The organism is Kribbella aluminosa (assembly GCF_017876295.1).
Classification (GTDB): Bacteria; Actinomycetota; Actinomycetes; order Propionibacteriales; family Kribbellaceae; genus Kribbella; species Kribbella aluminosa.
In genome coordinates this window covers 1,851,942-1,874,261 of record NZ_JAGINT010000002.1, presented here as the reverse complement: position 1 = coordinate 1,874,261, position 22,320 = coordinate 1,851,942, and the positions used below count along the sequence as shown (strand labels likewise).

At 69.9% G+C, this 22,320-nt stretch carries 21 protein-coding genes and 1 pseudogene; 11 read left to right on the top strand and 11 right to left on the bottom strand.

Annotated features, from left to right (window positions below; genetic code table 11):
• Positions 1 to 59: 59 nt before the first annotated feature.
• Positions 60 to 527 carry a hypothetical protein gene (locus JOF29_RS30295; protein ID WP_209697816.1) on the top strand — a complete coding sequence of 156 codons (468 nt, stop codon included), beginning with the start codon at positions 60 to 62 and terminating at the stop codon, positions 525 to 527.
• On the opposite strand, the gene JOF29_RS43760 is transcribed toward JOF29_RS30295, so the two are convergent.
• From JOF29_RS43760 to JOF29_RS30280, 4 genes and pseudogenes are all read right to left on the bottom strand, one after another.
• A complete protein-coding gene (locus JOF29_RS43760) occupies positions 493 to 1,002 on the bottom strand; it encodes a trehalose-phosphatase (protein WP_307863764.1) in 510 nt (169 codons plus the stop codon). The genes JOF29_RS30295 and JOF29_RS43760 overlap by 35 nt on opposite strands.
• A gap of 139 nt (positions 1,003 to 1,141) precedes the next feature.
• Positions 1,142 to 1,327, bottom strand: a pseudogene (locus JOF29_RS43755) (trehalose-phosphatase); the annotation flags it as partial.
• Between the two features lie 7 nt (positions 1,328 to 1,334).
• Positions 1,335 to 1,931 carry a LytR C-terminal domain-containing protein gene (locus tag JOF29_RS30285; RefSeq protein WP_307863763.1) on the bottom strand — a complete coding sequence of 199 codons (597 nt, stop codon included), beginning with the start codon at positions 1,929 to 1,931 and terminating at the stop codon, positions 1,335 to 1,337.
• Between the two features lie 62 nt (positions 1,932 to 1,993).
• Positions 1,994 to 2,302: a DUF3263 domain-containing protein gene (locus JOF29_RS30280; protein ID WP_209697814.1), complete on the bottom strand. Its 309-nt coding sequence runs from the start codon at positions 2,300 to 2,302 to the stop codon at positions 1,994 to 1,996.
• 148 nt (positions 2,303 to 2,450) lie between these two features.
• Between JOF29_RS30280 and JOF29_RS30275 the strand changes: the two genes are divergently transcribed.
• Genes JOF29_RS30275 through JOF29_RS30260 form a run of 4 tightly spaced genes read left to right on the top strand, consistent with a single transcriptional unit; the run spans position 2,451 to position 7,659 of the window.
• Positions 2,451 to 3,854, top strand: coding sequence for an amidase (locus JOF29_RS30275; RefSeq protein WP_307863762.1), 1,404 nt, complete (start codon positions 2,451 to 2,453; stop codon positions 3,852 to 3,854).
• Positions 3,845 to 4,846 (top strand): Gfo/Idh/MocA family protein, encoded by a 1,002-nt coding sequence (locus tag JOF29_RS30270; protein ID WP_209697813.1) that lies wholly within the window; start codon positions 3,845 to 3,847, stop codon positions 4,844 to 4,846. Before JOF29_RS30275 ends, JOF29_RS30270 begins: the two co-directional genes overlap by 10 nt.
• A 7-nt stretch (positions 4,847 to 4,853) precedes the next feature.
• Entirely contained in the window at positions 4,854 to 6,251 is a 1,398-nt protein-coding gene (locus JOF29_RS30265; RefSeq protein ID WP_209697812.1) for an alpha,alpha-trehalose-phosphate synthase (UDP-forming), read from the top strand.
• Positions 6,238 to 7,659, top strand: a complete 1,422-nt coding sequence (locus JOF29_RS30260; RefSeq protein WP_209697811.1) for an FGGY family carbohydrate kinase — start codon at positions 6,238 to 6,240, stop codon at positions 7,657 to 7,659. Before JOF29_RS30265 ends, JOF29_RS30260 begins: the two co-directional genes overlap by 14 nt.
• Before the next feature lie 11 nt (positions 7,660 to 7,670).
• Here the strand turns inward: JOF29_RS30260 and JOF29_RS30255 are convergent, their stop codons facing one another.
• Positions 7,671 to 8,291 carry a hypothetical protein gene (locus tag JOF29_RS30255; protein WP_209697810.1) on the bottom strand — a complete coding sequence of 207 codons (621 nt, stop codon included), beginning with the start codon at positions 8,289 to 8,291 and terminating at the stop codon, positions 7,671 to 7,673.
• Between the two features lie 164 nt (positions 8,292 to 8,455).
• Here JOF29_RS30255 and panD point away from each other — a divergent pair, with 164 nt between their 5' ends.
• Together panD and JOF29_RS30245 are read left to right on the top strand one after the other, a co-directional pair.
• Complete coding sequence (gene panD, locus JOF29_RS30250) at positions 8,456 to 8,872, top strand: aspartate 1-decarboxylase (RefSeq protein ID WP_209697809.1); 417 nt, start codon at positions 8,456 to 8,458, stop codon at positions 8,870 to 8,872.
• 21 nt (positions 8,873 to 8,893) lie between these two features.
• On the top strand, positions 8,894 to 10,321 hold the full coding sequence (locus JOF29_RS30245) for an aminopeptidase P family protein (protein WP_209697808.1): 1,428 nt from the start codon (positions 8,894 to 8,896) through the stop codon (positions 10,319 to 10,321).
• Positions 10,322 to 10,425: 104 nt separating this feature from the next.
• Here JOF29_RS30245 and JOF29_RS30240 read toward each other — a convergent pair whose 3' ends face one another.
• The gene (locus tag JOF29_RS30240) at positions 10,426 to 14,004 is read right to left on the bottom strand and encodes a LuxR C-terminal-related transcriptional regulator (protein ID WP_209697807.1); all 3,579 of its coding nucleotides are present in this window, start codon (positions 14,002 to 14,004) and stop codon (positions 10,426 to 10,428) included.
• 117 nt (positions 14,005 to 14,121) lie between these two features.
• Between JOF29_RS30240 and JOF29_RS30235 the strand changes: the two genes are divergently transcribed.
• Positions 14,122 to 14,532, top strand: a complete 411-nt coding sequence (locus tag JOF29_RS30235; RefSeq protein WP_209697806.1) for a DoxX family protein — start codon at positions 14,122 to 14,124, stop codon at positions 14,530 to 14,532.
• Positions 14,529 to 15,830, top strand: coding sequence for an FAD-binding oxidoreductase (locus tag JOF29_RS30230; protein ID WP_209697805.1), 1,302 nt, complete (start codon positions 14,529 to 14,531; stop codon positions 15,828 to 15,830). Before JOF29_RS30235 ends, JOF29_RS30230 begins: the two co-directional genes overlap by 4 nt.
• A gap of 15 nt (positions 15,831 to 15,845) precedes the next feature.
• On the opposite strand, the gene JOF29_RS30225 is transcribed toward JOF29_RS30230, so the two are convergent.
• From JOF29_RS30225 to JOF29_RS30205, 5 genes are all read right to left on the bottom strand, one after another.
• On the bottom strand, positions 15,846 to 16,682 hold the full coding sequence (locus JOF29_RS30225; protein ID WP_245359613.1) for a hypothetical protein: 837 nt from the start codon (positions 16,680 to 16,682) through the stop codon (positions 15,846 to 15,848).
• Positions 16,669 to 17,331, bottom strand: a complete 663-nt coding sequence (locus JOF29_RS30220) for a type IV toxin-antitoxin system AbiEi family antitoxin domain-containing protein (RefSeq protein WP_209697804.1) — start codon at positions 17,329 to 17,331, stop codon at positions 16,669 to 16,671. Before JOF29_RS30220 ends, JOF29_RS30225 begins: the two co-directional genes overlap by 14 nt.
• Positions 17,332 to 17,485: 154 nt before the next feature.
• Positions 17,486 to 19,429 (bottom strand): M13 family metallopeptidase, encoded by a 1,944-nt coding sequence (locus JOF29_RS30215; RefSeq protein ID WP_209697803.1) that lies wholly within the window; start codon positions 19,427 to 19,429, stop codon positions 17,486 to 17,488.
• 99 nt (positions 19,430 to 19,528) lie between these two features.
• The gene (locus tag JOF29_RS30210; protein ID WP_209697802.1) at positions 19,529 to 19,810 is read right to left on the bottom strand and encodes an HU family DNA-binding protein; all 282 of its coding nucleotides are present in this window, start codon (positions 19,808 to 19,810) and stop codon (positions 19,529 to 19,531) included.
• Between the two features lie 75 nt (positions 19,811 to 19,885).
• The gene (locus JOF29_RS30205) at positions 19,886 to 20,671 is read right to left on the bottom strand and encodes a phytanoyl-CoA dioxygenase family protein (protein WP_307863761.1); all 786 of its coding nucleotides are present in this window, start codon (positions 20,669 to 20,671) and stop codon (positions 19,886 to 19,888) included.
• Positions 20,672 to 21,006: 335 nt separating this feature from the next.
• Between JOF29_RS30205 and JOF29_RS30200 the strand changes: the two genes are divergently transcribed.
• Positions 21,007 to 22,026, top strand: coding sequence for an LCP family protein (locus JOF29_RS30200; protein WP_209697801.1), 1,020 nt, complete (start codon positions 21,007 to 21,009; stop codon positions 22,024 to 22,026).
• A complete protein-coding gene (locus JOF29_RS30195) occupies positions 22,023 to 22,289 on the top strand; it encodes a YndJ family transporter (RefSeq protein ID WP_209697800.1) in 267 nt (88 codons plus the stop codon). The genes JOF29_RS30200 and JOF29_RS30195 overlap by 4 nt, the downstream gene beginning before the upstream one ends.
• The last annotated feature ends 31 nt before the right edge of the window (positions 22,290 to 22,320 follow it).

Here is a 22,320-nt window from a genome sequence, read left to right as displayed (position 1 = left end):
TGTCGCGGGCCATGTCCTAAGAATTGAGACATTGGGACATCCGCTCGATACTGAGCGGCATGAGTGGCTGGCAGTGGGTGAAGTTGGTGGGGAACTTTCTCAATTTGTCCACGCTTGCCGGTGGGCTGGTCGGGGTGGTCGGGCGGGCTGAGTTCAGCCGGGGGCCTCGGGGGTTGTTCTTCGCCAACGGGTACCGGCTGGGTTTTCCGGTGGCGGGGGCGTTCACGATCGGGAATGTGATTCTCAGCAAGCACGACCGCTCGTACTTCGACGACGCCAGGCTCGTGCGGCACGAAGAGCGGCACTCGTGGCAGTACTTCTGTCTGCTCGGCCTGCCGATGCTGCCGCTGTACGTCGTCGGCGTCGTCGTCTCGTTCCTGCTCACCGGCGACCCGGCGTCCCGGAACCCGTTCGAGCGGCTCGCGAATCTGAAGGACGGCGGGTACGTCGAGCATCCGGTCCAGCCGCTCGGGCGGACCGTGACGCAGGCGTTCAGCGGGCTGCGATCGCGTCCGAAAGGGCCGTGAGGACGGTCACCACGCCGCTCGGGTCGTCGACGACGATGTCCGCGGCGTCGATCAGCTCGGTCGCGTTCGAGGACCGGGTGGCCAGCAGTACGGCGGACAGCCCGTCGGCCCGCCGCGCCTGGATCGCCCGGAACGCGGCCAGGTCGCCCAGGTCGTCACCGGCGTACAGGATCGACCGGGCGCCGGTGGACTCGAGCAGGCCGTGGATCGCGACGCCCTTGTCGATACCGGGCGGTCGCAGTTCGAGGACCAGGTTGCCGGGCTCCAGCCGCAGCTCGGTCTCCGCGGCGAGCGCTGTCAACGGCCCGCGCAACAGCTCGAACGAACCCGAAGGATCGTCCAGCCGACGGGTGTGCACGGCCAGCGAGCTGTCCTTGTCCTCCACGAACGCATCCGGTACGCCGGCTTCGCGGAGCAGACCGGGCAACCGGTCGCGGGCCGTCGCCACGCCCGCGGGCACCGGCGCGCTGGTCACCCTGCCGGTCGTCGCGTCCCAGCGCTCCAGGCCGTAGTGCCCGAGTACGACGAGCCGCCCGAGGGCCCGGGTGGCCGCTGACGCCGGACAGCTCGGTGGCGACCAGTGCGGGCCGGCCGGTGACGATCGCGACCTGGTTCACGGACTTCGCCAGCCGGGCGAGCGCGTCCAGGGCGCCGTCGACCGGGCGGGACCTCGCCGGGTCCTCGACCAGCGGCGAGAGGACGCCGTCGAAGTCGGTCGCGATCACCGCGCTCGCCGGGTCGGTGACGATGGCTTCCCAGCCGTCGCGGCCGGCGTCGGTCTGCAGGACCGGAGTGCTCATCGCGCCATCAACCCGCGTAGTCCGAGGTGAGGATCACGGTCAGGCGGTCCTTCTTCATGTTGTCCAGGGCGCCCTTGGACCGGCCGACACCGAGGTCGTGGGCGAGTTGGTTGGCGGCGGCGAGCATGCCGGGCGGGTAGTACACGGTGCTCTCGACGACCTTGCCGTGCCAGTTGTCCGGCGAGCCGGACACGGTCCAGCCGGCCTGCCGGGCCCGGCTCGCGACCGAGTCGGCGAGGCCCTTGCGCGGGGTGTTGTTGTACACCTCGATCGCCGGCCGTTCCTCGGCCGGGATCGTCACCGGCTGGGTCGGCTGAGTGGTTGTCGGCGGCTCGGTCGACGAAGGCTGAGTCTGCTGAACGGTCGGCGGGGTGGTCGGCGCACTGGTCGGCTCGGTGGCCGCCGGAGGTTGCGTGGGCTTCTCGGACGGTCGCGGCACGCTGGCCCCGACCGTCGACGGCCCGGCCGACGGCTTCTTGGACGTCGTACTCGCGGCGACCGGCTTCTCGCCGGCCTTGCTGTCGTTCCCGCGGGTGCCGAACAGCACCAGCAACCCGGCCACGATCGCGACCACGGCGGCGACCGCGACGAGCGACGAGAGCACCTGCCCCTGCTCGCCCCGCGGACGTGGGGCAGTAAGGCACGCCCTGAGGCGGCGGAACATGGTCAGACCTCGATGCCCAGTCGGCGTGCGGAGCGGGCGCGCTGGCGGGCGGCGCGGAGCCGGCGCAGGCGCTTGACCAGCAGCGGGTCGTGCGCGAGAGCCTCGGGCCGGTCGATGAGCGCGTTCAGGACCTGGTAGTACCGGGTCGCGGACATCTGGAACTGGTCCCGGATCGCCTGCTCCTTGGCACCGGCGTACTTCCACCAGTGCCGCTCGAAGGCGAGGATCAGGCCGTCCCTCTCGGAGAGCCCGGCGATGACCGGCGGCGCAGCTTCGGCGGGGCCGGAAGAGCTGGCGTTGGCGCTGTCCATCTGCTGGTGACTCCTGTGCGGTCGGTGATCGTCCGTCCGCGTGCCACTGTACGTGTTGAACAACAGCAATGTCATTCACCGAGGACCGACACGAAGCGTGTCGCTGACGAGGCAACCGGACGGTCCCAACTCTGGCAGGATCTTTCCCGTGAGCTCAACCGACTCCAGCGTGGCGCTGGTGGAGGAGCTGCAGGGGCGGATTCGGGATGTCGACCCGTCGGTCAACGCCATCTGCACGCCGAACCCCGCCGCGCTCACCGACGCCGCCCGACTCGACACCGAACGTGACGACGGGCGGGTCCGCGGCCCGCTGCACGGCGTACCGGTGCTGGTCAAGGACAACATCGACACCGCGGACCTGCCGACCACGGCCGGTTCGCTGGCGCTGGCCGAGCAGCCGCCCCCGCCGCAGGACGCTCCACTGGTACGCCGGTTGCGCGAGGCCGGCTGCGTGATCCTGGCGAAGACCAACCTGAGCGAGTGGGCGAACTTCCGCGGCTCGGCGTCCTCCTCCGGCTGGAGCGCGTACGGCGGCCTCACCCGGAACCCGTACGCGTTGAACCGCTCGCCCGGCGGCTCCTCCTCCGGCTCCGGCGCGGCGGTCGCGGCGGGCCTCGCGGACTACGCGATCGGCACCGAGACCAGCGGGTCGATCGTCTGCCCGGCCGCCCTGAACGGCGTGGTCGGCCTGAAGCCCACGGTCGGCCTCATCTCGCAGCAGGGCATCGTCCCGATCTCCCACTCGCAGGACACCGCCGGACCGATGACGCGGACCGTAAGGCAGACCGCCGCGCTGCTCACGGTGCTGACAAGTGGTCAGCTCGACTACAGCGAGGCCTGTCGCGGCACTGACCTCGGCAACCTGCGTATCGGCGTACCGCGTGGTCCCCTGTGGGGCTACTCGAAGGGGCTCGACCAGGTCACCGAGAGGGCGCTGGACCTGCTCAGCCAGTGCGGAGCGACGCTGGTCGACCACTTGTCGTTGCCGACGCCAGGGGGTGACGAGGACCAGCTCCACGTGCTCTCACACGAGCTGAAGGGCGACATGGCCGCGTACCTCGCTACGCGTGCCCCTGGCGGCCCGCGCAACCTGGACGACCTCATAGCCTTCAACAAGGAGCATGCGGACCAGGAGCTGCAGTGGTTCGGCCAGGAGCTGTTCGAACGTGCTGCCGCGACCGGCGGTCTCGACTCCCCCGTATACGTCGCTGCTCGCCTGACCGCGCTGCGCGCCGGCCGGGACGGTATCGACAACCTGCTCCGCGACCACCAGCTCGACGCACTGGTGAGCCCGTCGTACCAGCCGGCCTGGACGATCGACCTGGTGAACGGTGACCACGTGATGGGCAGCTCCTCGTCGCACGCCGCGCTGGCCGGCTACCCGCTGCTCTCGGTCCCGTCCGGTCTGGTCTCCGGACTCCCGGTCGGGCTGACCATCAGCGGTACGGCGCGGAGTGAGGTCACGCTCATTCGCTTGGCTCACGCCTTCGAAACCGCGAGAATCGCAGCAGACGGACCGTTCCCGACCCCGGAGTTCAGACAGTGGGTATAGATCGCGTCAGGTGGGGAATCGTTGCGACCGGCAACATTTCGACCCAGTTCACCCAGGACCTGGGGTTGCTGGCGGACGACGCCGTCGTCACCGCGGTCGCGTCCCGTTCGCGGCAGAGCGCGGACAAGTTCGCCGCCGAGTTCGGCATCCCGCACGCGTACGACGACTACCGCCGGCTGATCGACTCCGGCGAAGTCGACGTGATCTACATCGGTACGCCGCACCCGCAGCACTACCCGATCGCCCGGACCGCGTTGCAGGCCGGCATCGCCGTACTGTGCGAGAAGCCGGTGACGCTCACCGCCGCCCAGGCTCGGGACCTGGTCGCGGTCGCGGTCGAGCACAACACCTTGTTCGCCGAGGCGATGTGGATGCGTACCGATCCCGTCATTCAAGCGCTCTTCAACGATCTGCGGAGCGGGGTGATCGGTGAGCCGCAGCAGGTCACTGCTGATTTCGCGTTCCACAAAGCTTCGTTGCCGGTTCGCCTGCTCGACCCGGCGCTCGGGGGAGGCTCGCTGATGGACGGCGGCATCTACCCGATGACCTTCGCCTACATGGCGTTGGGCCGCCCCGCGGAGGTGAAGGCGGTCGGCGCACTCAACGACGACGGCGTCGACCTGAACGTCGCGATGGCCTGGCGGTACGACTCCGGCGCGGTCGCCGCCCTGACCTGCGGGCTGCGCTCGCAGAATCCGTGGGTCGCGGCGATCAGCGGCCCGGAAGGGAACCTGCAGCTGCCGAGCCGGTTCCACCACCCCGAGTACTACGTGCGTACGACCGCTTCCGGAGCGGAGCGGATCGACGTACCCACGCATGGCCGTGGGTACCACTATGAAGCAGCCGCAGTGATGCGGGCTCTGCGCGCGGGGCTGATCGAAGTGCCGGCCCTCCCGCACGCCGCCACCCTCGAGATTCTCGACCTGCTCGACGAGACCAGGAGACAGATCGGGGTCCGCTACCCCGGTGACGACGACGATTTGAGTGGATGAATCGAATATGCCGAACGGTAGGAGTTCCTTCGTAGTGGTGGCCAACCGGCTGCCGGTCGACCGGATCGAGATGCCCGACGGCAGCACCGCGTGGCGCCGGAGCCCGGGCGGGCTGGTGACCGCACTGGCCCCGGTGATGCAGGGGCACCACGGCGCGTGGATCGGCTGGACCGGCAGCGCCGACGAGAAGCTGGACCCGTTCGACGACAACGGCATGCACCTGGTCCCGGTGATGCTGAGCGCCGAGGACGTCCAGCTGTACTACGAGGGTTTCTCCAACGCGACACTCTGGCCGCTGTACCACGACGTGATCGTGGCGCCGGAGTTCCACCGCGAGTGGTGGGAGTCGTACGTCGCGGTGAACCGCCGGTTCGCGGAGGCCGCCGCGGACGCCGCCGACGACAACGCCGACGTCTGGGTGCACGACTACCAGCTGCAGCTGGTCCCGGCGATGCTCCGGCGGCTGCGGCCCGACGTGCGGATCGGGTTCTTCCTGCACATCCCGTTCCCGCCGACCGAGTTGTTCGCGCAGATGCCGTGGCGGCGGCAGATCCTGGACGGGCTGATGGGCGCCGACCTGGTCGGTTTCCAGCGCCCGGGCGCCGCGTCGAACTTCGCCCGGCTGGCCCGGAACCGGATGGGCCTGCGGACCCGCGGCGACCGGATCCACCTGCCGGACGACCGGATCGTGCGTGCGAAGGCGTTCCCGATCTCGATCGACGTCAACGAGCTGGAGCACATCGCGCGGCAGCCGGAGACCACCGCGCGGGCGGCCGAGATGCGCCAGGAGGTCGGCAATCCGACGCACATCCTGCTCGGCGTCGACCGGCTCGACTACACCAAGGGCATCCGGCAGCGGCTGCGCGCGTTCGGCGAGCTGCTGGACGAGAAGCGGATCTCGGTCGACAACGCGGTCTTCATCCAGGTCGCGACGCCGTCCCGGGAGCGCGTCGAGCAGTACCGGGTGCTGCGCGACGAGATCGAGCTGCTGGTCGGCCGGATCAACGGCGAGCACGGCCGGATCGGTACGCCGGCGATCAACTACCTGCACACGTCGTACTCCCGGACCGAGATGGCGGCGCTGTTCCGGGCGGCGGACGTTGCGGTGGTGACGCCGTTGCGGGACGGCATGAACCTGGTGGCCAAGGAGTACGTGTCGACGCGGTACGACGACACCGGTGCGCTGGTACTGAGCGAGTTCGCCGGGGCGGCGGACGAGTTCCGGCAGGCGTTCCTGGTGAACCCGCACGACATCAACGGGATGAAGGACACGATTGTCGACGCGATGAACACCGACGAACGGCAGCTCGGCCGGCGGATGAAGGCGATGCGCAAGCACCTCGCGGCGCACGACGTGAACGTCTGGGCGCAGAACTTCCTGAAGGCGTTGCATGACGAGGACTGACGCGCGGATCCTGGCTCTCGATCTCGGGACGTCGTCCGCACGGGCGCTGGTGCTGCACGAAGCCGACGCGTCGCCGATCCCGGGTGCACTGGCCCGGCACAAGATCTCCCCGACGTACGGGCACGACGGCTCCGCGACGCTCGACCTGCACGAGTACGTCGAGGGGCTGTTCGGCTGCCTGGACGAGCTCCAGCAGAACGGGCACCTGGACGGCATCGGCTCGCTCGTACTGTCCACCCAGTGGCACTCGATCGTTGCCCTGGACAACAAGGGCACCGCGCGGACACCGGTGATCACCTGGGCGGACACGCGGTCGGTGGACCTCGACCTCGGTACGTCGTTCGACGAGCAGGCGTTCCACGCCCGCACCGGGACCTGGCTGCACCGGCTGTACTGGACCCGCCGCATCCCGTGGCTGCTCGCGTCCGACTCCCCTGCCGCCTTTGCCGGTCTGCCCGATCTCGTGCTCGAGCGGCTGACCGGCGAGCGGGTCACGTCGGTGTCGGTCGCGTCCGGGACCGGGACGCTGGACCTGGCGACCGGTGCGTACGACGACGAGGCGCTGGCGGTCGCGGGCGTGACCGCGGACCAACTGCCGGCGATCGTGCCGACGGGGTGGACGGGCACGTTGTCCAAGGAGTACGAGCGCCGCTGGCCCGGGCTGGTCGGCGTACCCGTGCATCCGCCGACCGGCGACGGCGCCGCGTCCAACGTCGGGACCGGCGGGTACGACGCGGGGACGGCCGCGGTGACGGTCGGTACGTCGGCCGCCGTACGGGTCGTGCACCCGATCGAGTACGCGCCCGAGCTGCCGTGGGAGCTGTGGCGGTACCGGGTCGACGACAAGCGCGCGGTCACCGGGATGGCGTTCTCCGCGGCCGGGAACCTGCACGCGTGGCTGACCGGCGTACTGCGGCTGAAGTCCGCCGAACCGCTCGGCGTGGAGATCGGCGGGACGCACGCGATCGCGATCCCGTTCATGGCCGGCACCAGACCGCCCGCGAACGTGCCGGGTGGTTCCGGGGTGTACTTCGGGCTCTCGTTCGACGACAGCTCCGCCGACCTGCTCGCGGCCGCGCTGCAGGGTGCGTCGCTGGAGATCGACCGCGGACTCCGCGTCCTCGACGAGCTGTTCGGCCAAAAACTGGAGGTCGTCCTCGGCGGCGGCGGCATCGACGCGTCCGAGTGGTGGCGCCGCTGCCTCACGGCGACGTTCGCCCGGCCCACCACAGTCTGCGCAGAGCCCGAGGTCGGCGCCCGCGGCGCAGCCGCCGTAGCCCTCGGCCTGTCACCCGAGCCCGGCGGCGACCACCTGACGCCGGCCGCCGACGACGTGGCACGCATCGCCGGGCTCCGGGGACGCTACGAAGGTCTGCGAGAGCTGGCTGTTCAGGCGTCATCCATGTAGTGCCGCAGTGATCAGGGAGTGATCACCAGCGTCTGGGTGGCCTTGTTCAGGACCAGGCCCAGGGTCCTGCTGTCGGCCGGACGGCCCGCGACGGTGATCTCGGCGTCGGTCAGGGTCCTGCCGTTCTGAGCGACGTACCGGGTGGCGACCCAGCGGGTGGTGCTGCCGCTCTTGTACGTGTAGACGATCGTGCTCACCGTCAGCCTGCCCTGGCCCGCGGTGGACGGCATGCCGACCGTCGACGTGCCGACGAGGTGCAGGCCGCGGGTGCCCTTCAGCGCGGCGATCTTCTGCTTCAGCGCGTACTGCGGCGTCTGCGGTCCCCACCACGTGTTGAACCGGATCATCCGGCTGTTGGCGGTGTCGTCGAACCGGGTCTGGTGCGCGGCCACGTGCACCTCACGCCAGGTCTTCGGGAGTACCGCGTTGGACAGGTATCCGTGCGGGTGCTTGCGCTCGAAGTACCGCTTCACGAACGTCACCGCCGTACTGCTCTGAGCAGCCGTCAACCTGACCGGCTGCTGGGTCTGCGCGGCGCTGCTCGGCTGTGTCGTCCCCAGCAACACAGCCCCCGCCGCCGCCAGCGCCGCGACCCCCGTGGCGACCCCTGCCAACACGCCGTTCCGCTTCATCTTTCGATCCCCTCCGTCCGGCGCTCCCCCGTCGGCAGCGCACCGGTTGAGACACCGCATCCACCGGGAAAGTTGCCGACTGCCACAAGATTCCGTCCTGGCGAAAAGGCCCGACGTGACTGCGACCACTGACAGCCGACGGTTACGCCGGGATCATCCCCTGCATGTGGCGCGAGATGATGAAGTCGAAGGTGCACCGGGCGACGGTCACGCAGGCGGATCTGGACTATGTCGGCTCGTGCACGCTGGACGCGGAGCTGATGGACGCGGCCGGCCTGCTGCCGGGTGAGAAGGTCGACATCGTCGACATCACCAACGGGCACCGGCTGTCGACGTACCTGATCGAAGGGCCGCGTGGGTCCGGGATCGTCGGGATCAACGGTGCCGCGGCGCACCTGATCCACCCCGGTGATCTGGTGATCCTGATCGCCTACGGGATGTTCGGCACCGCCGAGGCGAAGGTCTTCGAACCGAGCGTAGTCTTCGTGGACGAGCACAATGCGATCACCCGCATCGGCTCCGACCCCGCGGAGGCGCAACCTGGCAGCGGAACGCTGCGCGGGGACCAACTGCACCCGTAGCGAGATGAGGACTGGTCGCCGATGACCGAGAACGCCGCACCGAAGACCGCGTCGCACGACAACGAGCCGAGCCCCAAGCTGCGCGAGTTCATGAACTCCGGCTGGGCCGACTCCGAGCGGCACGACCTGTCACTGGGTGACGTCGGTGTGTGGGCGGCGAAACGCCGGGACGCGCTGTCGCAGGCGTTCCCCGGCGAGCGGCTGGTGATCCCGGCCGGCACCTACAAGGTCCGCTCGAACGACACCGACTACGTCTTCCGCCCGCACACCGACTACGTGTGGCTGACCGGCAACCAGACCTCCGACGCGGTCCTGGTCCTGGAGCCGAACGGCACCACCGGCCACGACCCGGTGCTGTACTTCCGCCCGCGCGCCGACCGCGCCCAGGGCGAGGAGTTCTGGCGCGACCGGATGTACGGCGAGCTCTGGGCCGGCCGGCGTCCGTCGCTGACCGAGACCGCCAAGGAGTTCGGGATCGAGACCCGGCACGTCGACCAGCTGGCCGACGCGTTGAAGGGCGACGTACCGACCCGGGTCCGGCGGGACGAGGACCAGTCGATCGCCTCGCTGCTCAGCGGTGCGCAGACCGACGACCTGAAGGACAACGAGCTGGCCGCGACGCTGTCCGAGCTGCGGCTGGTGAAGGACGCGTACGAGCTCGACCAGCTCCGGGACGCGGTCGCGATCACGCACCGCGGCTTCTCCGACGTGCTCGCCGAGATGGACAAGGTCCGGCAGTACGGCGAACGCTGGATCGAGGGCACGTTCTGGCGCCGCGCCCGCGCCGAGGGGAACGACGTCGGCTACACGTCGATCGCCGCGGCCGGCCCGCACGCGACCACGCTGCACTGGATCGAGAACGACGGCCCGGTGAGCGACGGCACGCTGATGCTGCTCGACATGGGCGTGGAGAACCGCCAGCTGTACACCGCCGACATCACCCGCACACTCCCGGTGAACGGCGAGTTCACCCCGCGCCAGCGCGACCTGTACCAGCTGGTCCTGGACGCGCAGAACGCCGGCATCGCCGCGCTCACACCGGGTGCCGCGTTCCGCGCCGGGCACCAGGCCGCGATGGAGGTCATCGTCCACGGCCTCGACGCGATGGAGCTGCTGCCGGTCTCGGCGGAGGAAGCGCTCGACCCGGCGAGCCGCCTGTACCAGCGGTACACGCTGCACGGCGTCAGCCACATGCTCGGTCTCGACGTCCACGACTGCTCGGCCGCCCGCGACGAGAACTACCGCAAGGGCACGGTCCAGCCCGGGTACGTGCTCACCGTCGAGCCCGGCCTGTACTTCCAGGCCGACGACCTGACCGTCCCCGAGGACCTGCGCGGTATCGGCATCCGGATCGAGGACGACATCCTGATCACCGACGGCACCCCGGAGAACCTCTCCGAGGCGATGCCCCGCACCATCGAGGACATCCAGTCCTGGATGGCTTCCTAAGCCTTGAGGCGGATGGCGACCGGGGTGGATCCGTGGGCGCCCAGCCCGGCGAGGTCGGCGTCGCGCTTGCCGACCGGCTCACACTCGTTGCCGAACGCCACCATCTACCGGACTACCCGGAAGCGCAGATGCGTGACGCCACTGCCGGCCTCGACCACGCGGTCACGGGTCAGGTTCACCGGGGACGCACCGAGCAGGTCGAACAGGCGGACGCCGTCGCCGAGCAGGACCGGCACCAGGTGCACCTGGATCTCGTCCAGCAGCCCGGCTGCCAGCGCCTGCTGCGCCGCGGTGGCTCCGTGAATGCCGACCGTACGGTCGCCGGCCGCCGCCTTCGCCTGCGCGACCGCGCTCTCGATGCCGTCGGTGACGAACGTGAAGACCTTCGGTGCCTCGGCGGGCGGCTCGTGGGTCAGCACGAAGCACGGGACGTCCCCGGCCGGTCCGCCGTCGCCCCAGCCGCCTTCACCGACACAGGAGTCGTACGAACGCCGTCCCATCAGGATTGTTCCGGCGCCGTCCACCATCTCCTGGAGGACCGCCCGGTCCGCATCCGTCGCGGTCTTGCCGAGCCAGTCGTGCAGAACGGCGCCGCCCTCGCCGAGCGGGTGCTTACGGCCGTCGTTCGGGCCGGTCACGAAACCGTCCAGGGACATCGACATTGCTGACGCTACGTTTCCCATGATTCCTCCAAGGCTTGTTCGCTTGTCCCAAGCCTGGCCTTCAGAGGTGCGCGGCGGCATCCGTGGTGAGCACGGATCTACTACGGAACTTGGAGGGCCGCGAGTTCGATCCGTGCCTCGGTGGCGTGGTCGGGGTGTAGTGCGAGGGTGCTGAGGCGTTCGAAGTGCGCGCCGATGCGCTCGAAGCCGTCGGCCGCGGCGAGCAGGGCCGTCGACGTCACCGTCGGCTCGGGCGGTTGCGCGCGCGGTTGCTCGGGCGGTTGCGCGGGCGGTTGCTCGGGCGTTTGCTCGGGTTAGGCAGGCGGCGGCCCAGGTGTTCTCGGTGGCGTCCGGGGTTGCGGCTGCGAGGAGGTCGGGGGCGTTCGGGAGGCCGGCGAGTACGGCGAGTTCGGCGGCGGCGGAGCGCGCGTACGGCGCCCACCAGCGTTCGGCGAAGTCCCCGAACGCGCGTCGTACGATGTCCGGCGCCTGCTCGACAGCACCGAGCTGTACGGCGACCCGCGCCCGGGCGAACGTGTACGGAGCCGCCAGCCAAGGAGCATCCTCCAGGTCCGTACACCGGGCGACCTCGAGCGCACGCGCCTGCCAGACCTCGAACAGCCCGTCGTCCCGGAGCCCGTGCACCATCGCGGCCGCCGACAACGCTGACGCCATCCACTCGATCGGCGGTGCTCCCGCCCGTTGCCAGCGCTCCCACAGCGCGTCAGCGTGCGCCACGCAGGCGTCGAACTGCCCGGTCAGCGCGGTCACCCGGATCAGTCGCGGCAGCGAGATGTACGGATGGTCGCCGACCGGGTCGTCCGGACTGCCGACCGCCGCGACGGCGGCCCGCAGATCGCCGACCGCGGTCGCCGTGGTCGGAGCGACGTGGAAGGCGTCGATGATCTCGGCCGCGGCGTACGGCTCGTGCCGCGGCAGCGGGCCGACCAGGCGCATCCGTTCCACGGCGTACGAGCGTGCGTCCCGCAGCCGGCCCGCGTTCCCGGCGGCGACGGTCAACGCGTCCAGCGCGCCGGCGATCAGCACCGGATCACCCGTGCGGCGAGCCGCGTCGACGGCCTCCTGGGCGAGCTCCGCGTCGGCCCCGATGCGACGGCCGCCGTACTCCCACGCCTTGGCGGTCGCGAGCAGTGCGGTCACGTGTACGTCGCCGGGCCGTGCGCAGTCGATCGCCTGCTGCAGCAGGTGTTTGCTGCGCTCGGCGGGTACGTCGTACAGCGAGCCGGTCGGGTACCGGTTGACCGCGATCACGGCCAGCGCGAGCATCGTCGCCCGAACGTTGCCATCAGCAACGGCCCGGTCGGCGGCGTCCAGCAGCAGCCGTACCCCGGTCTCCGCGTCCGAGATCGCCAACGTGGCATCGGCCGCCGACCGCAGATCCAGCGCGGCGGTGATCGGGTCCGCAGCACGCTCGGCCGCCGCCCGGTAGTACCCGACGGACTCCCGAAACTGCCGCCGAGCGAACCCCAGATGCCCCAACCCCCGCGCCAACCCATGCCCCACCGCCCGCGCCCCAGCCCCCACCACCGCGTCGGCGCTTGCTGGGGGTGTTGATGCGAGGGCGGCGTGGAGGTCGGCGGATACCTCGTCGTAGGGCTGTTGCCAGTGCGGGGTTTCGAGGCGGCTTTCCAGGGTGATGGCGGTGTCGGCGGCCCAGTGCAGGTAGCGGTCCTGGGCGGTTGCCAGCTCGTCCGCGGTCAACTGCTCGCGGGCGAACTCGCGGATCGTCTCCAGCAGCCGCCAGCGCGATCCCCGGCGTACAGCGAGGCTCTTGTCCGTCAGCCGACCCAGCAGATCCGCCACCTCGCCGCGGCCCAGCTCCGGGCTGGTCGCGCTGGCCGCGTCCAGGTCGAAGCCGCCGACGTAGATGGACAGCCGCCGGAACAGCAGCCGCTCCTGCTCGTCCAGCAGCTCGTGGCTCCAACCGATGACAGCCGCCAGCGACCGATGCCGCGCGTCCATGCCGCGCCCACCCGCCACCAGCCGGAGCCGATCGTCGAGCGCCGCCCGCAAACCGTCGGCCCCGAGCGACCCGATCCTCGCCGCAGCCAGCTCGATGGCGAGCGGCATACCGTCGAGCCGCGCGCAGATCTCCGCGAGCTCCTCGTCCGAAGCCACAAACTCCGGGTCGACCGCCCGCGCCCGCTCCGCGAACAGCTCGGTCGCGGCGTCCAGCGGCGGCAGCAGTACGGTCGTCTCCGCCGGTACGCCCAGCCGCTCCCGACTGGTGGCAAGAATCGTCACCCCGGGACACGCCCGGAGCAGCTGTTCCGCCAGCACAGCGACCTCGTCGACCAGGTGCTCGCAGTTGTCCAGCACCAGCAACGACCGCCCCTGCTGCAGATGCTCGACAAGAACCTGCTCCAGACTCTGCGGCGGCCGCTCCGTCAATCCCAGCGCAGTCGCGACCGCCCTGACCACCAGCCCGTCCCGCACCGGAACCAGATCCACAAACGCCCCGGCAGCCAGGTCCACGAGCGCGTCCGCATCGCCGGCCTCAGCCGCCACGACAGCAGCCAGCCGTGTCTTCCCCATGCCCCCGGGCCCGAGCAGCGTCACCAGCCGGGACCGCCCAAGCGCCTCGCGGACCGCGGTCAACTCGGCGGCACGCCCGACGAAGGTGGTCCGGCCGACCGGCACCCCTAGCGGCACGGCCAGGCCGAGCGTGCCCACCCCGGCCGTCCCCGAAGCGCCCCTCCCGACACCACCCGGGCCCTGCACACCGCTCACACCACCTGCACCACCTGGTCCGCCCCCACTACCCGGGCCGCCCGCACTACCTGGGGCGCCTTGGCCGGCCGCAGTGTCTGGCTCGTGCTGCGGGGCGACCAGGTCGGCAAGCTCGCGGCGGTTGGTGGCGCCGTACTTGCGTAGCAGCGACGACACGTGGCTCTCGACCGTCCGCACCGAGATGTGCAGTGCGCGGGCGATCTGCGCGTTCGACCGGTACTGGGCCAGCGCGGCCAGCACCTCGGCCTCGCGTGCGGACACCTCGTTCACGCGCCCCATCATGACCGATCGGTGGGGTTTCCGTGGTGGATCCGTGGTCGGCACGGATGTGACCCGCGGTCCGCCGGCGCGAAGGTCGTCGTACCAGAACAACTCTTGGAGGCAGCAATGAATACGACGACGGTACGCAGGGTCCGCCCCGGAACAGCAGCACTGTGGATGGTGCAGGTGGTGCTGGCGGCCATGTTCGTGATGGCGGGCCTGCCGAAACTGTCGGGTGACCCGGTGATGGTGGACATCTTCGACGCGGTGGGAGCCGGTCAGTGGTTGCGGTACGTGGTCGGTGTGCTGGAGCTGGCCGGCGCGATCGGCCTCCTGGTGCCGCGGTTGTGCGGTCCCGCCGCCCTCGGTCTGTCGTTCCTGCTGGTCGGGGCGACGCTGACGAACCTCGTCGCGATCGGTGCGTCCCCGGCGATTCCGCTCGGGTATCTGCTGATGGCGGCCGGGATCGTCTGGTTCCGGCGGGCGTCGATCCAGGCCCTGGTCGCAGCAGTGGCGCGGACGGCGGCCCGGCGATGACGATCGCGGCCTTCGAAGGGCTCCTGACCCGGCCGGGGGATGCGGGCTACGACTCCGGCCGGGCGGTGTGGAACGCGATGGTGGACCGGCGCCCGGCCTTGATCGCACGGTGCTCGAGTACGGCGGACGTGGTGGCGGCGCTGCGCTACGGCCGGGAGGCCGGTCTGGAGATCGGGGTCCGCTGCGGCGGGCACAGCTTCCTCGGGCTCCCGGTGGTGGAGGGCGGTCTGCTGCTCGATCTGTCCGCTCTGAACTCGGTGCAGGTCGACCCCGTCAGCCGCCGCGCCAGGGTCGGCGGTGGCGCGCTGCTGGGCGCACTCGACGTGGCCAGTCAGCGGTACGGCCTGGCCACGACGGCAGGCAACGTCTCGCACACCGGCGTCGGTGGGCTCACCTTGGGCGGTGGGATCGGCTGGCTGGCGCGTGCGTACGGGCTGACCTGCGACAACGTCGTGTCGTACCAGCTGGTCACCGCGGACGGCGCCGTACTGCGGGTCAGCGACACCTCGTACCCGGACCTGTTCTGGGCTCTGCGCGGTGGCGGCGGGAGCTTCGGGGTGGTCACCGAGTTCGAGTTCCGCCTGCATCCGGTGGGGACGCAGACGTTGACGGTGGACCTGTTCTACGACCTGGACGACGGCGGTACGGCGTTACGCGGTTGGCGGGACCTGTTCGCGGAAGCGCCGCGGGCGGCGACTCCGGTGGCGCGGGTGGGCCGGCGGGACGGGCGTCCGATCGCAAGCATCGGCTATGTGTGGGTGGGCGACGTCGATGAGGGGCGCCGGCTGCTCCCGTCGTACCGGGCGATCGGCCGGCCGGTCGGACAGCGGGTCCGCGAGGTCAGCTACCTCGACCTGCAGACCCAGTCCGACGACGACGAACGCCACGCCTTGCGCAGGTACTGCAAGGGGCACTACCTGCGTTCGCTGCCGGACGCCGCGATCGACGCGTTCCTGTCCCGGGACCTGCCCGGAGCACGGATGACGCTGAACGGCGGCGCGATCGGCGACGTACCGGACGACGCGACGGCGTACAGCCATCGCGACGCGCTCGTAGAGTTCACCACCGGCGACGACTGGACCGATCCCGCGGAGGACGCGGACCGCATCGCCGCGGCCCGCGCCTACGCCGCCGCTCTGGAGCCCTACACCAGCGGCAGCTACGTCAACACCCTCGCCGACGACGACCCGGCCGCCGTCCACCGCGCCTACTCGCCCGAAAAGCTCACTCTGCTACGCCAGCTCAGAGCCACCTATGACCCGGACAACATCTTCACCCAAACCGCCCTGAAGCGCTGACTCAGTACCGAAGAACTATTGTCGGCAATCCAAATCCGTCAGTTCCTGAGCTGAGCTCCGGCCTCTCGCGTGAGCTACGCCGCTCAGGGCTTCCACCCAGGTGAGATGTTGCGGATCCCAGGTCGCCGCGTTCGAGTTCCTGTCGAGCGCCGGGTCGACGAACGTAGCGGCGAGTTCTGCCGCGGTCGTGGCCGTGAAGGACTCGGCGAGGGGGACGCCTTTCGCGGTCGCGGGGTAGGTCCGGGTCCAGTCGGCAGGATGCCGAAGTGACGGAACGGCTCGATGGCGCTGAGGCGCTGTTTGGCGGCGATCGCGAGCCGCAGCTCGTGCAGGTCCACTGCCTGGGTATGCGCCAGAACGACAAGGTCGACCAGGTCCTTGACGCGGCTGCTGCGCTTGCCGCCGGCATAGTTGGTGTCCATTGCCGCAGACCTTGTCTGCGATCTGGTCGGCAACCGGGTAGAGCCGGTAGGGATGAGTGACCAGAGGCCGGCGCAGATGGAGCCGGTTGGCGGGCTCGATCACCTCGGGATCGACGTCGACAAGTTCGGTCAGTGCTGTCTCAGCCTCCGCGAGACTGGTCGCCCGCTGCGCTGCCAGATCCATGTCCTTGGTTGTGCGCGAACGGGGCACCCGAGCGAGCATGCTCATCCCGTCCTTGAGCAGCCACTCGGACTGCTCGCCCTCGGCGAAGACACGTGACAGGAACCGGTCGAAGCGAGCCTGCCGGATCTTGGCGTCGACGCTGGCGGCACTGATCCCGGGACCTGCGTGCTGGGCTGCCTGCTTCGCGGCGTCTTTGATCGCCGACTCCAGGGATCGCCAGTCGGCGTAGCCCTCATGCTCGGTCATGGTCCCAGCCTTCCGGGCTCACGCCAGCCAGCTCGAACAGGTCGTTTGCCAGGGATCTGCCGTCGCCCCGGCGCCGCGCCGCGATGGGGTCGAGGTAGGACGCGAGCCGGTCGGGGGCCACCAGTTTGTTGGCGCGCACCGTGTCACCGACGGCGCCGGCGACCAAAGACAGGTCGATCCCGAGCTCGACCAGATCCGCGATCGTTCGCTCGACGGTCAGGGTGGGAAGTCCATCGACGGGGATCACCTCGTCACGGGTCAGCCGCCGGACGCGCAGACGCACCCCACGAAGGCGCGAGCCCTTGCGTGCAGGCACCATGAAGTCGAAGCCGTCCAGGAAGAAGTCACCGGCATCATGAACGATCGCCGCCGTGACGCCGGCCGCCACGATCGATGCCACACCTTCCGTGGTGCGGGGCGCCGCGGCTCCGCCAAGGGCCAGCCAGGTCGCGTAGATCGCCTCGTGATCCTGCGGCGGCGCTCCCGCCATGCGGTACACCCCCTGTGCCACACGCTCGATCGCACCAGCCGACGCCATCCGGGAGAGCTGCTTGCGGGAAACGCCCGCGTCCTCGGCCTGGGCAGTGGTGACCAGGCCCCACCGACGTTCCGCGATGGAGCCGAGCCGCACCAGGGTCGAATCAGCCATTGCAACGATTGTACCCAGTTTCGGGGACAAATGTTGTTGCCAAGCCCCGGAAGAGGTCGGCGGACACGTCTCAGCGCACTTCCCAGGCGACGTCGGCATTGCCCGCTGAAACCGCTGGACGATCACGTGGCGGCCGGCATGCGGCGGGTGGGGGTCACCAGATGCGGACTCGGTCTTCGGGAGCGAGCCACATGGCGTCGGTCTCGGTGGTTTTGTAGGTGGTGTGGAACACGTCGATGTTCTTGACCACCGCGTTGCAGCGGAACTCCGGCGGTGAGTGCGGGTCGATGGTCAGGCGGCGGGCGGCCTCCTCGGGGCGGGTCTTGGTCGCCCAGGCGTGGGCCCAGGCCGCGAAGAAGCGCTCGGCGCCGGCCTGGATCTCCTCGTCCGGCTCGGTGCCGTCCAGGGAGAGCTGGTAGGCGACGTACGCGATCGACAGGCCGCCCAGGTCGCCGATGTTCTCCCCGAGGGTGAGTTTGCCGTTGACCTTCTGGCCGGGGGTCTCGGCCGGCTCGAGGACGCCGTACTGCGCGACGAGCTTGTCGGTGCGCTGCTCGAAGGCGGCGCGGTCCTCGTCGGTCCACCAGTCGTTCAGGTTGCCGTCGGCGTCGTACCGCGAGCCCTGGTCGTCGAAGCCGTGGCCGATCTCGTGGCCGATCACCGCGCCGATCGCGCCGTAGTTGGTGGCGTCGTCGGCGTCCAGCCCGAAGAACGGCGGCTGCAGGATGCCGGCCGGGAAGACGATCTCGTTCATCCGCGGGTTGTAGTACGCGTTCACGGTCTGCGGCGTCATCCGCCACTCGTTCCGGTCGACCGGCTTGCCGAGCTTGTCGAGGTCCCGTGCGGTCTCCACCGCGACCGAACGGCGGACGTTTCCGAACAGGTCGGTCGGGTCGATCTCGAGCGCCGAGTAGTCCTTCCACTCGTCCGGGTAGCCGATCTTCGGCACGAACGTGCCGAGCTTCTCGAGCGCCCGCTGCCGGGTCTCCGGGCCCATCCAGTCCAGCGCCTCGATCCGCTGCCGGTAGGCGGCGACCAGGTTCTGCACGAGCTCGACCATCCGGGCCTTGGCGTCCGGCGGGAAGTGCTCCGCGACGTACAGCTTGCCGAGCGCCTCACCGAGCGCCTGCTCGACCGCGCCGACGCCACGCTTCCAGCGGTCCCGCAGCTCCGGCGCACCGGTCAGCGTCCGGCCGTAGAAGGCGAAGTTCTCGTCGACGAACGCCTGGCTCAGCAGCGGCGCGGCGCTGTGCACGATCCGCCAGCTCAGCCACTCCTTCCACCGGTCGACGTCGACCTCCCGCAGCGCGCCGGCCGCGGCGGTCAGGAAGTCCGGTTCCCGGACGACGACCTCGGCGAACGCGTCCTCCGGTACGCCGGCACCGGCCAGCCAGCTCGCCCAGTCGAAGCCCGGCGTGAGCTCGTCCAGCCCGGCCCGGTCGAGCTTGTTGTAGGTGAGCTGGACGTCCCGCTCCTTCACCCGGTCCCAGTGCGCGCCGGCGATCCGGGTCTCCAGCTCGAGGATCCGCTCCGCGGCCCCGGCCGGATCCGCGATGCCGGCCAGCTCGAGCAGCTTCGCCACGTGCGCGACGTACGCCGTCCGGATCTCGGCGAAGGCGTCCTCGCGGTAGTACGACTCGTCGGGCAGGCTGAGGCCGCCCTGGGTCAGGTGCACGATGTTCCGGTCGGACTGCTTGGCGTCGGCGTCGACCCAGTAGTGGAAGACCCCCGGCACGGCCTGCAGCTCGAGCTGCCCGAGCACCGCCACCAGCCCGGCAGCGTCGGTGACGGCCTGCACCAGCGCGAGCTGGTCGGCGATCGGCCCGGCGCCCAGCCGCTCGATCGTCTCGGTGTCCATGAAGCTGGTGTAGAGGTCGGCGATCTTCCGCGGCTCGCTGCCGTCCGGATGCCCGGCCGCGACGGTCTTCTCGACGATCGCGCGGACATCCTGCTCGGCGGTGTCCCAGAGCGCGTGGAACGCGCCGTGGATCGCCTTGTCCGCCGGGATCTCGTGCTCCGCCAGCCACGCCCCGTTCACGAACCGGTACAGATCGTCCTGCGGTCGCGCCGCGGCCGACCCGTCGATTCCTGCTGTCATCCCTGGCCCCTTGTCGCGAGTGGAGTTACTGCCAGCGAACATACCCGTTTCGCGAACTGCCAGGGACCGGTATCGCCTGCTTGTGGACAAGCCGGCGGGTCAGCGTCCGGCGCGCGCGGCGGCCTTCAGCCGGCTCCCGCAGGACAGCCGCACGGAGTACCCGGCCGGGATGTTCAGCGGCTCACCGGTCTGCGGGTTCCGGCCGGTCCGCGGCGCGCGCAGCACCCGCTCGATACTGAGCAGGCCGGTCAGCGACACCTTCTCACCGCGCTGGACGGCCTCGGTGACCACGTCGCCGAGCGCGTCGAGGACCTTCTCGGCCTGGTTCCGCGGGATACCCGCTTTCTCCGCCACGCCGCTGATCAGTTCGTTCCGGTTCACGACTCTCCTCAGACTCGGTTCGCACTTCCGCGCCCACCTTAACCGAAATGATTGTCGTTAGCGAGAAGATGTCCGTCAGAGGCCGTCGCGGTCGTGCCAGTGCTGCTGCCAGCGGGTGTCGACGGCGTCGTCGGCACGCTGGTACCGGATGTCGGTGGACAGCCGCATGTCGTCGGACACGTTGTCGAGCGCCGCATGGACAGTGTGTGCGGTGTGTACGACGACGTCCCCGGCCCGATAGTTCGCGACCAGCCAGTTGGCGTCGTACTCCGTGGCCAGCGCGGGCAGGTCCGCGGTGATGGACGCCGCCGGTCGTTTCAGCCGGCCGGCCGCCTCTTCGGCGAGCACGCGGTGGTGACTGCCCTCCAGGTACGTCAGGCCGCCGCGGCTGACCGGGCAGTCGCCCAGCGGGATCCACGCCGACAGCACGTGGTCGCTCCCCTCTCGCAGGTACACGAGGTCGTAGTGCGCCTGGGTCGCCGTACCGATGCCGTTCTCACCCGGCGCCGTCTGCCGGATGATCTTCCGCCGGTGCAGGAACGGCTCCCCGCCCAGGAACCACTCGAACCAGTCCTTCAGCGCCGGCTGCGTACAGAAGGCCGCGTACTCCGGCCCCGGCACGATCTCCTCGAACAGCACCTTCCGGTACGACGCCCTGTCCGCGGCAGCACCCGTCAACTCGAAGTAGTACTCCCGGAACGCCGACACCGTGGCAGGATCCAGCAGCCCTGTCAGGTACAGGTACCCGTCCCGCTGCAGCCGCGCCCGGAGCAACCCCCGATCCCCACGGTCTCCCTCCGGCACCGCGACCAGCTCACCCAGCCGCCGCTCATCCAGCACATATCCGTTAGACGTCAGCACCCGTCCATTCCAGCAGCGTCCAGCCCCGAACAGAATGGACACCTGAACCCACCTCTTGGACTCCTGACCACCAGACTCAGCTGTGCAAAGGTTTTGCTTGCCGAGGACGAGGCTCTGGCGAGCGTGGTCGCGCGGCCGGCGGGGGCGGGGACCCGGCGTACTTCAGTCGTTTGTTCACTGCCAGAGTGGGGATGTCGCCGATCCGCTTCCGGCGCTCCGGTTCGATCCCGGGGCGGATTTCCTCCCTTTGAAGGAGGCGCCATCGACTTTCCGACGTGTAAAACCATTCACTGGGGTGACGTGTTCCAGGGCCAGGCACCGATACGGTCGTGGCTATGAGTGAAACGCAGCGCCTCGACCCGCGAACCGCGAACCCGCCGCCGCGCCGCCCCAAGAAGCGGCGCAACTGGTTGCTCCGGACCGTCGGACTGATCGTCCTGCTGTTCGTTCTGATGCTGATCGCGGTCCCGCTCTACGCGTGGAGCCAGATCGGCAAGATCGACGCGATGCCGACCGGCGCCCGGCCGGCCGCGACCCCGGGGACGACGTACCTGATGGTCGGGTCGGACGCCCGGGACAACCTCACCCGCGCCGAGCGCGCGAAGCTGCACACCGGCGGCAACGCCGGGCCGCCGCGGACCGACTCGATCATGCTGATGCACGTCCCGAAGTCCGGGCCGACGGTGCTGATCAGCATCCCGCGGGACAGCGCGGTCAACATCCCCGGCACCAACGGCCGGCAGAAGATCAACGCCGCCTTCGGCAAGAGCCCGGCGCTGCTGATCCAGACCATCGAGAGCGTCACCGGGCTGCGGATCGACCACTACGTCGAGGTCGGCTTCGGCGGCTTCGCCTCGGTCATCGACAGCATCGGCGGCATCAACATGTGCTTGCCGAAGGCAATGAACGACAAGCTTGCGCACATCAACCTGCCGGCCGGCTGCCAGCAGCTCGACGGCCCGACGGCGCTCGGGTACGTGCGGTCCCGGCACGCGGACGGCAAGAACGACTTCGGCCGGGTCGAGCGGCAGCGGCAGATGGTCGGCGCGATCGCGAAGAAGGCCAGCTCGCCGGGGACGTTCCTGAACCCGATCCGGTACTACAACGTCGCGACCAAGGGTGTCGACGCGCTGACCGTGGACAAGGGCATGGGCCTGCTGGACTTTGTCCGGTTCGCGAACGGCATGCGGGCGATCTCCGGTAGCGGCGGCGTGACGCTGACTGTTCCGACCAGCAACGACAACTACCAGCTGTGCTGCGGCCGGGGCGTCGCGGTGAAGTGGGACACGACCAAGGCCACGGCGCTCTTCGACGCCATCAAGCAGGACAAGACCAGCGGCCTGAAGACCAGTTGATCCTCCTCGTCCAGGCGGTGGTGAGCCTGGGCATGCTCATCGTCGTACCCCTCGGCCTCACTCTGCACCCGACGCGAACCACCAGCACCCGCTGGTGGTTCGCGTTCGCCGTTCCGGGCGCGGTGTCGCTGTGGCTACCCCGTGGCGTGGTGTCGATCGTGCTGGCGTCGATCGTTGCGGTGGATGGTTGCCACACATGGCGTGGCGAATGCGGTTGGCTTTGCGTCGTGTGGCGTACTGGCGATGCGACGGGAGGGGCCTGATGAAGCTGGATGACCTGGCGGGGTTGCGGTT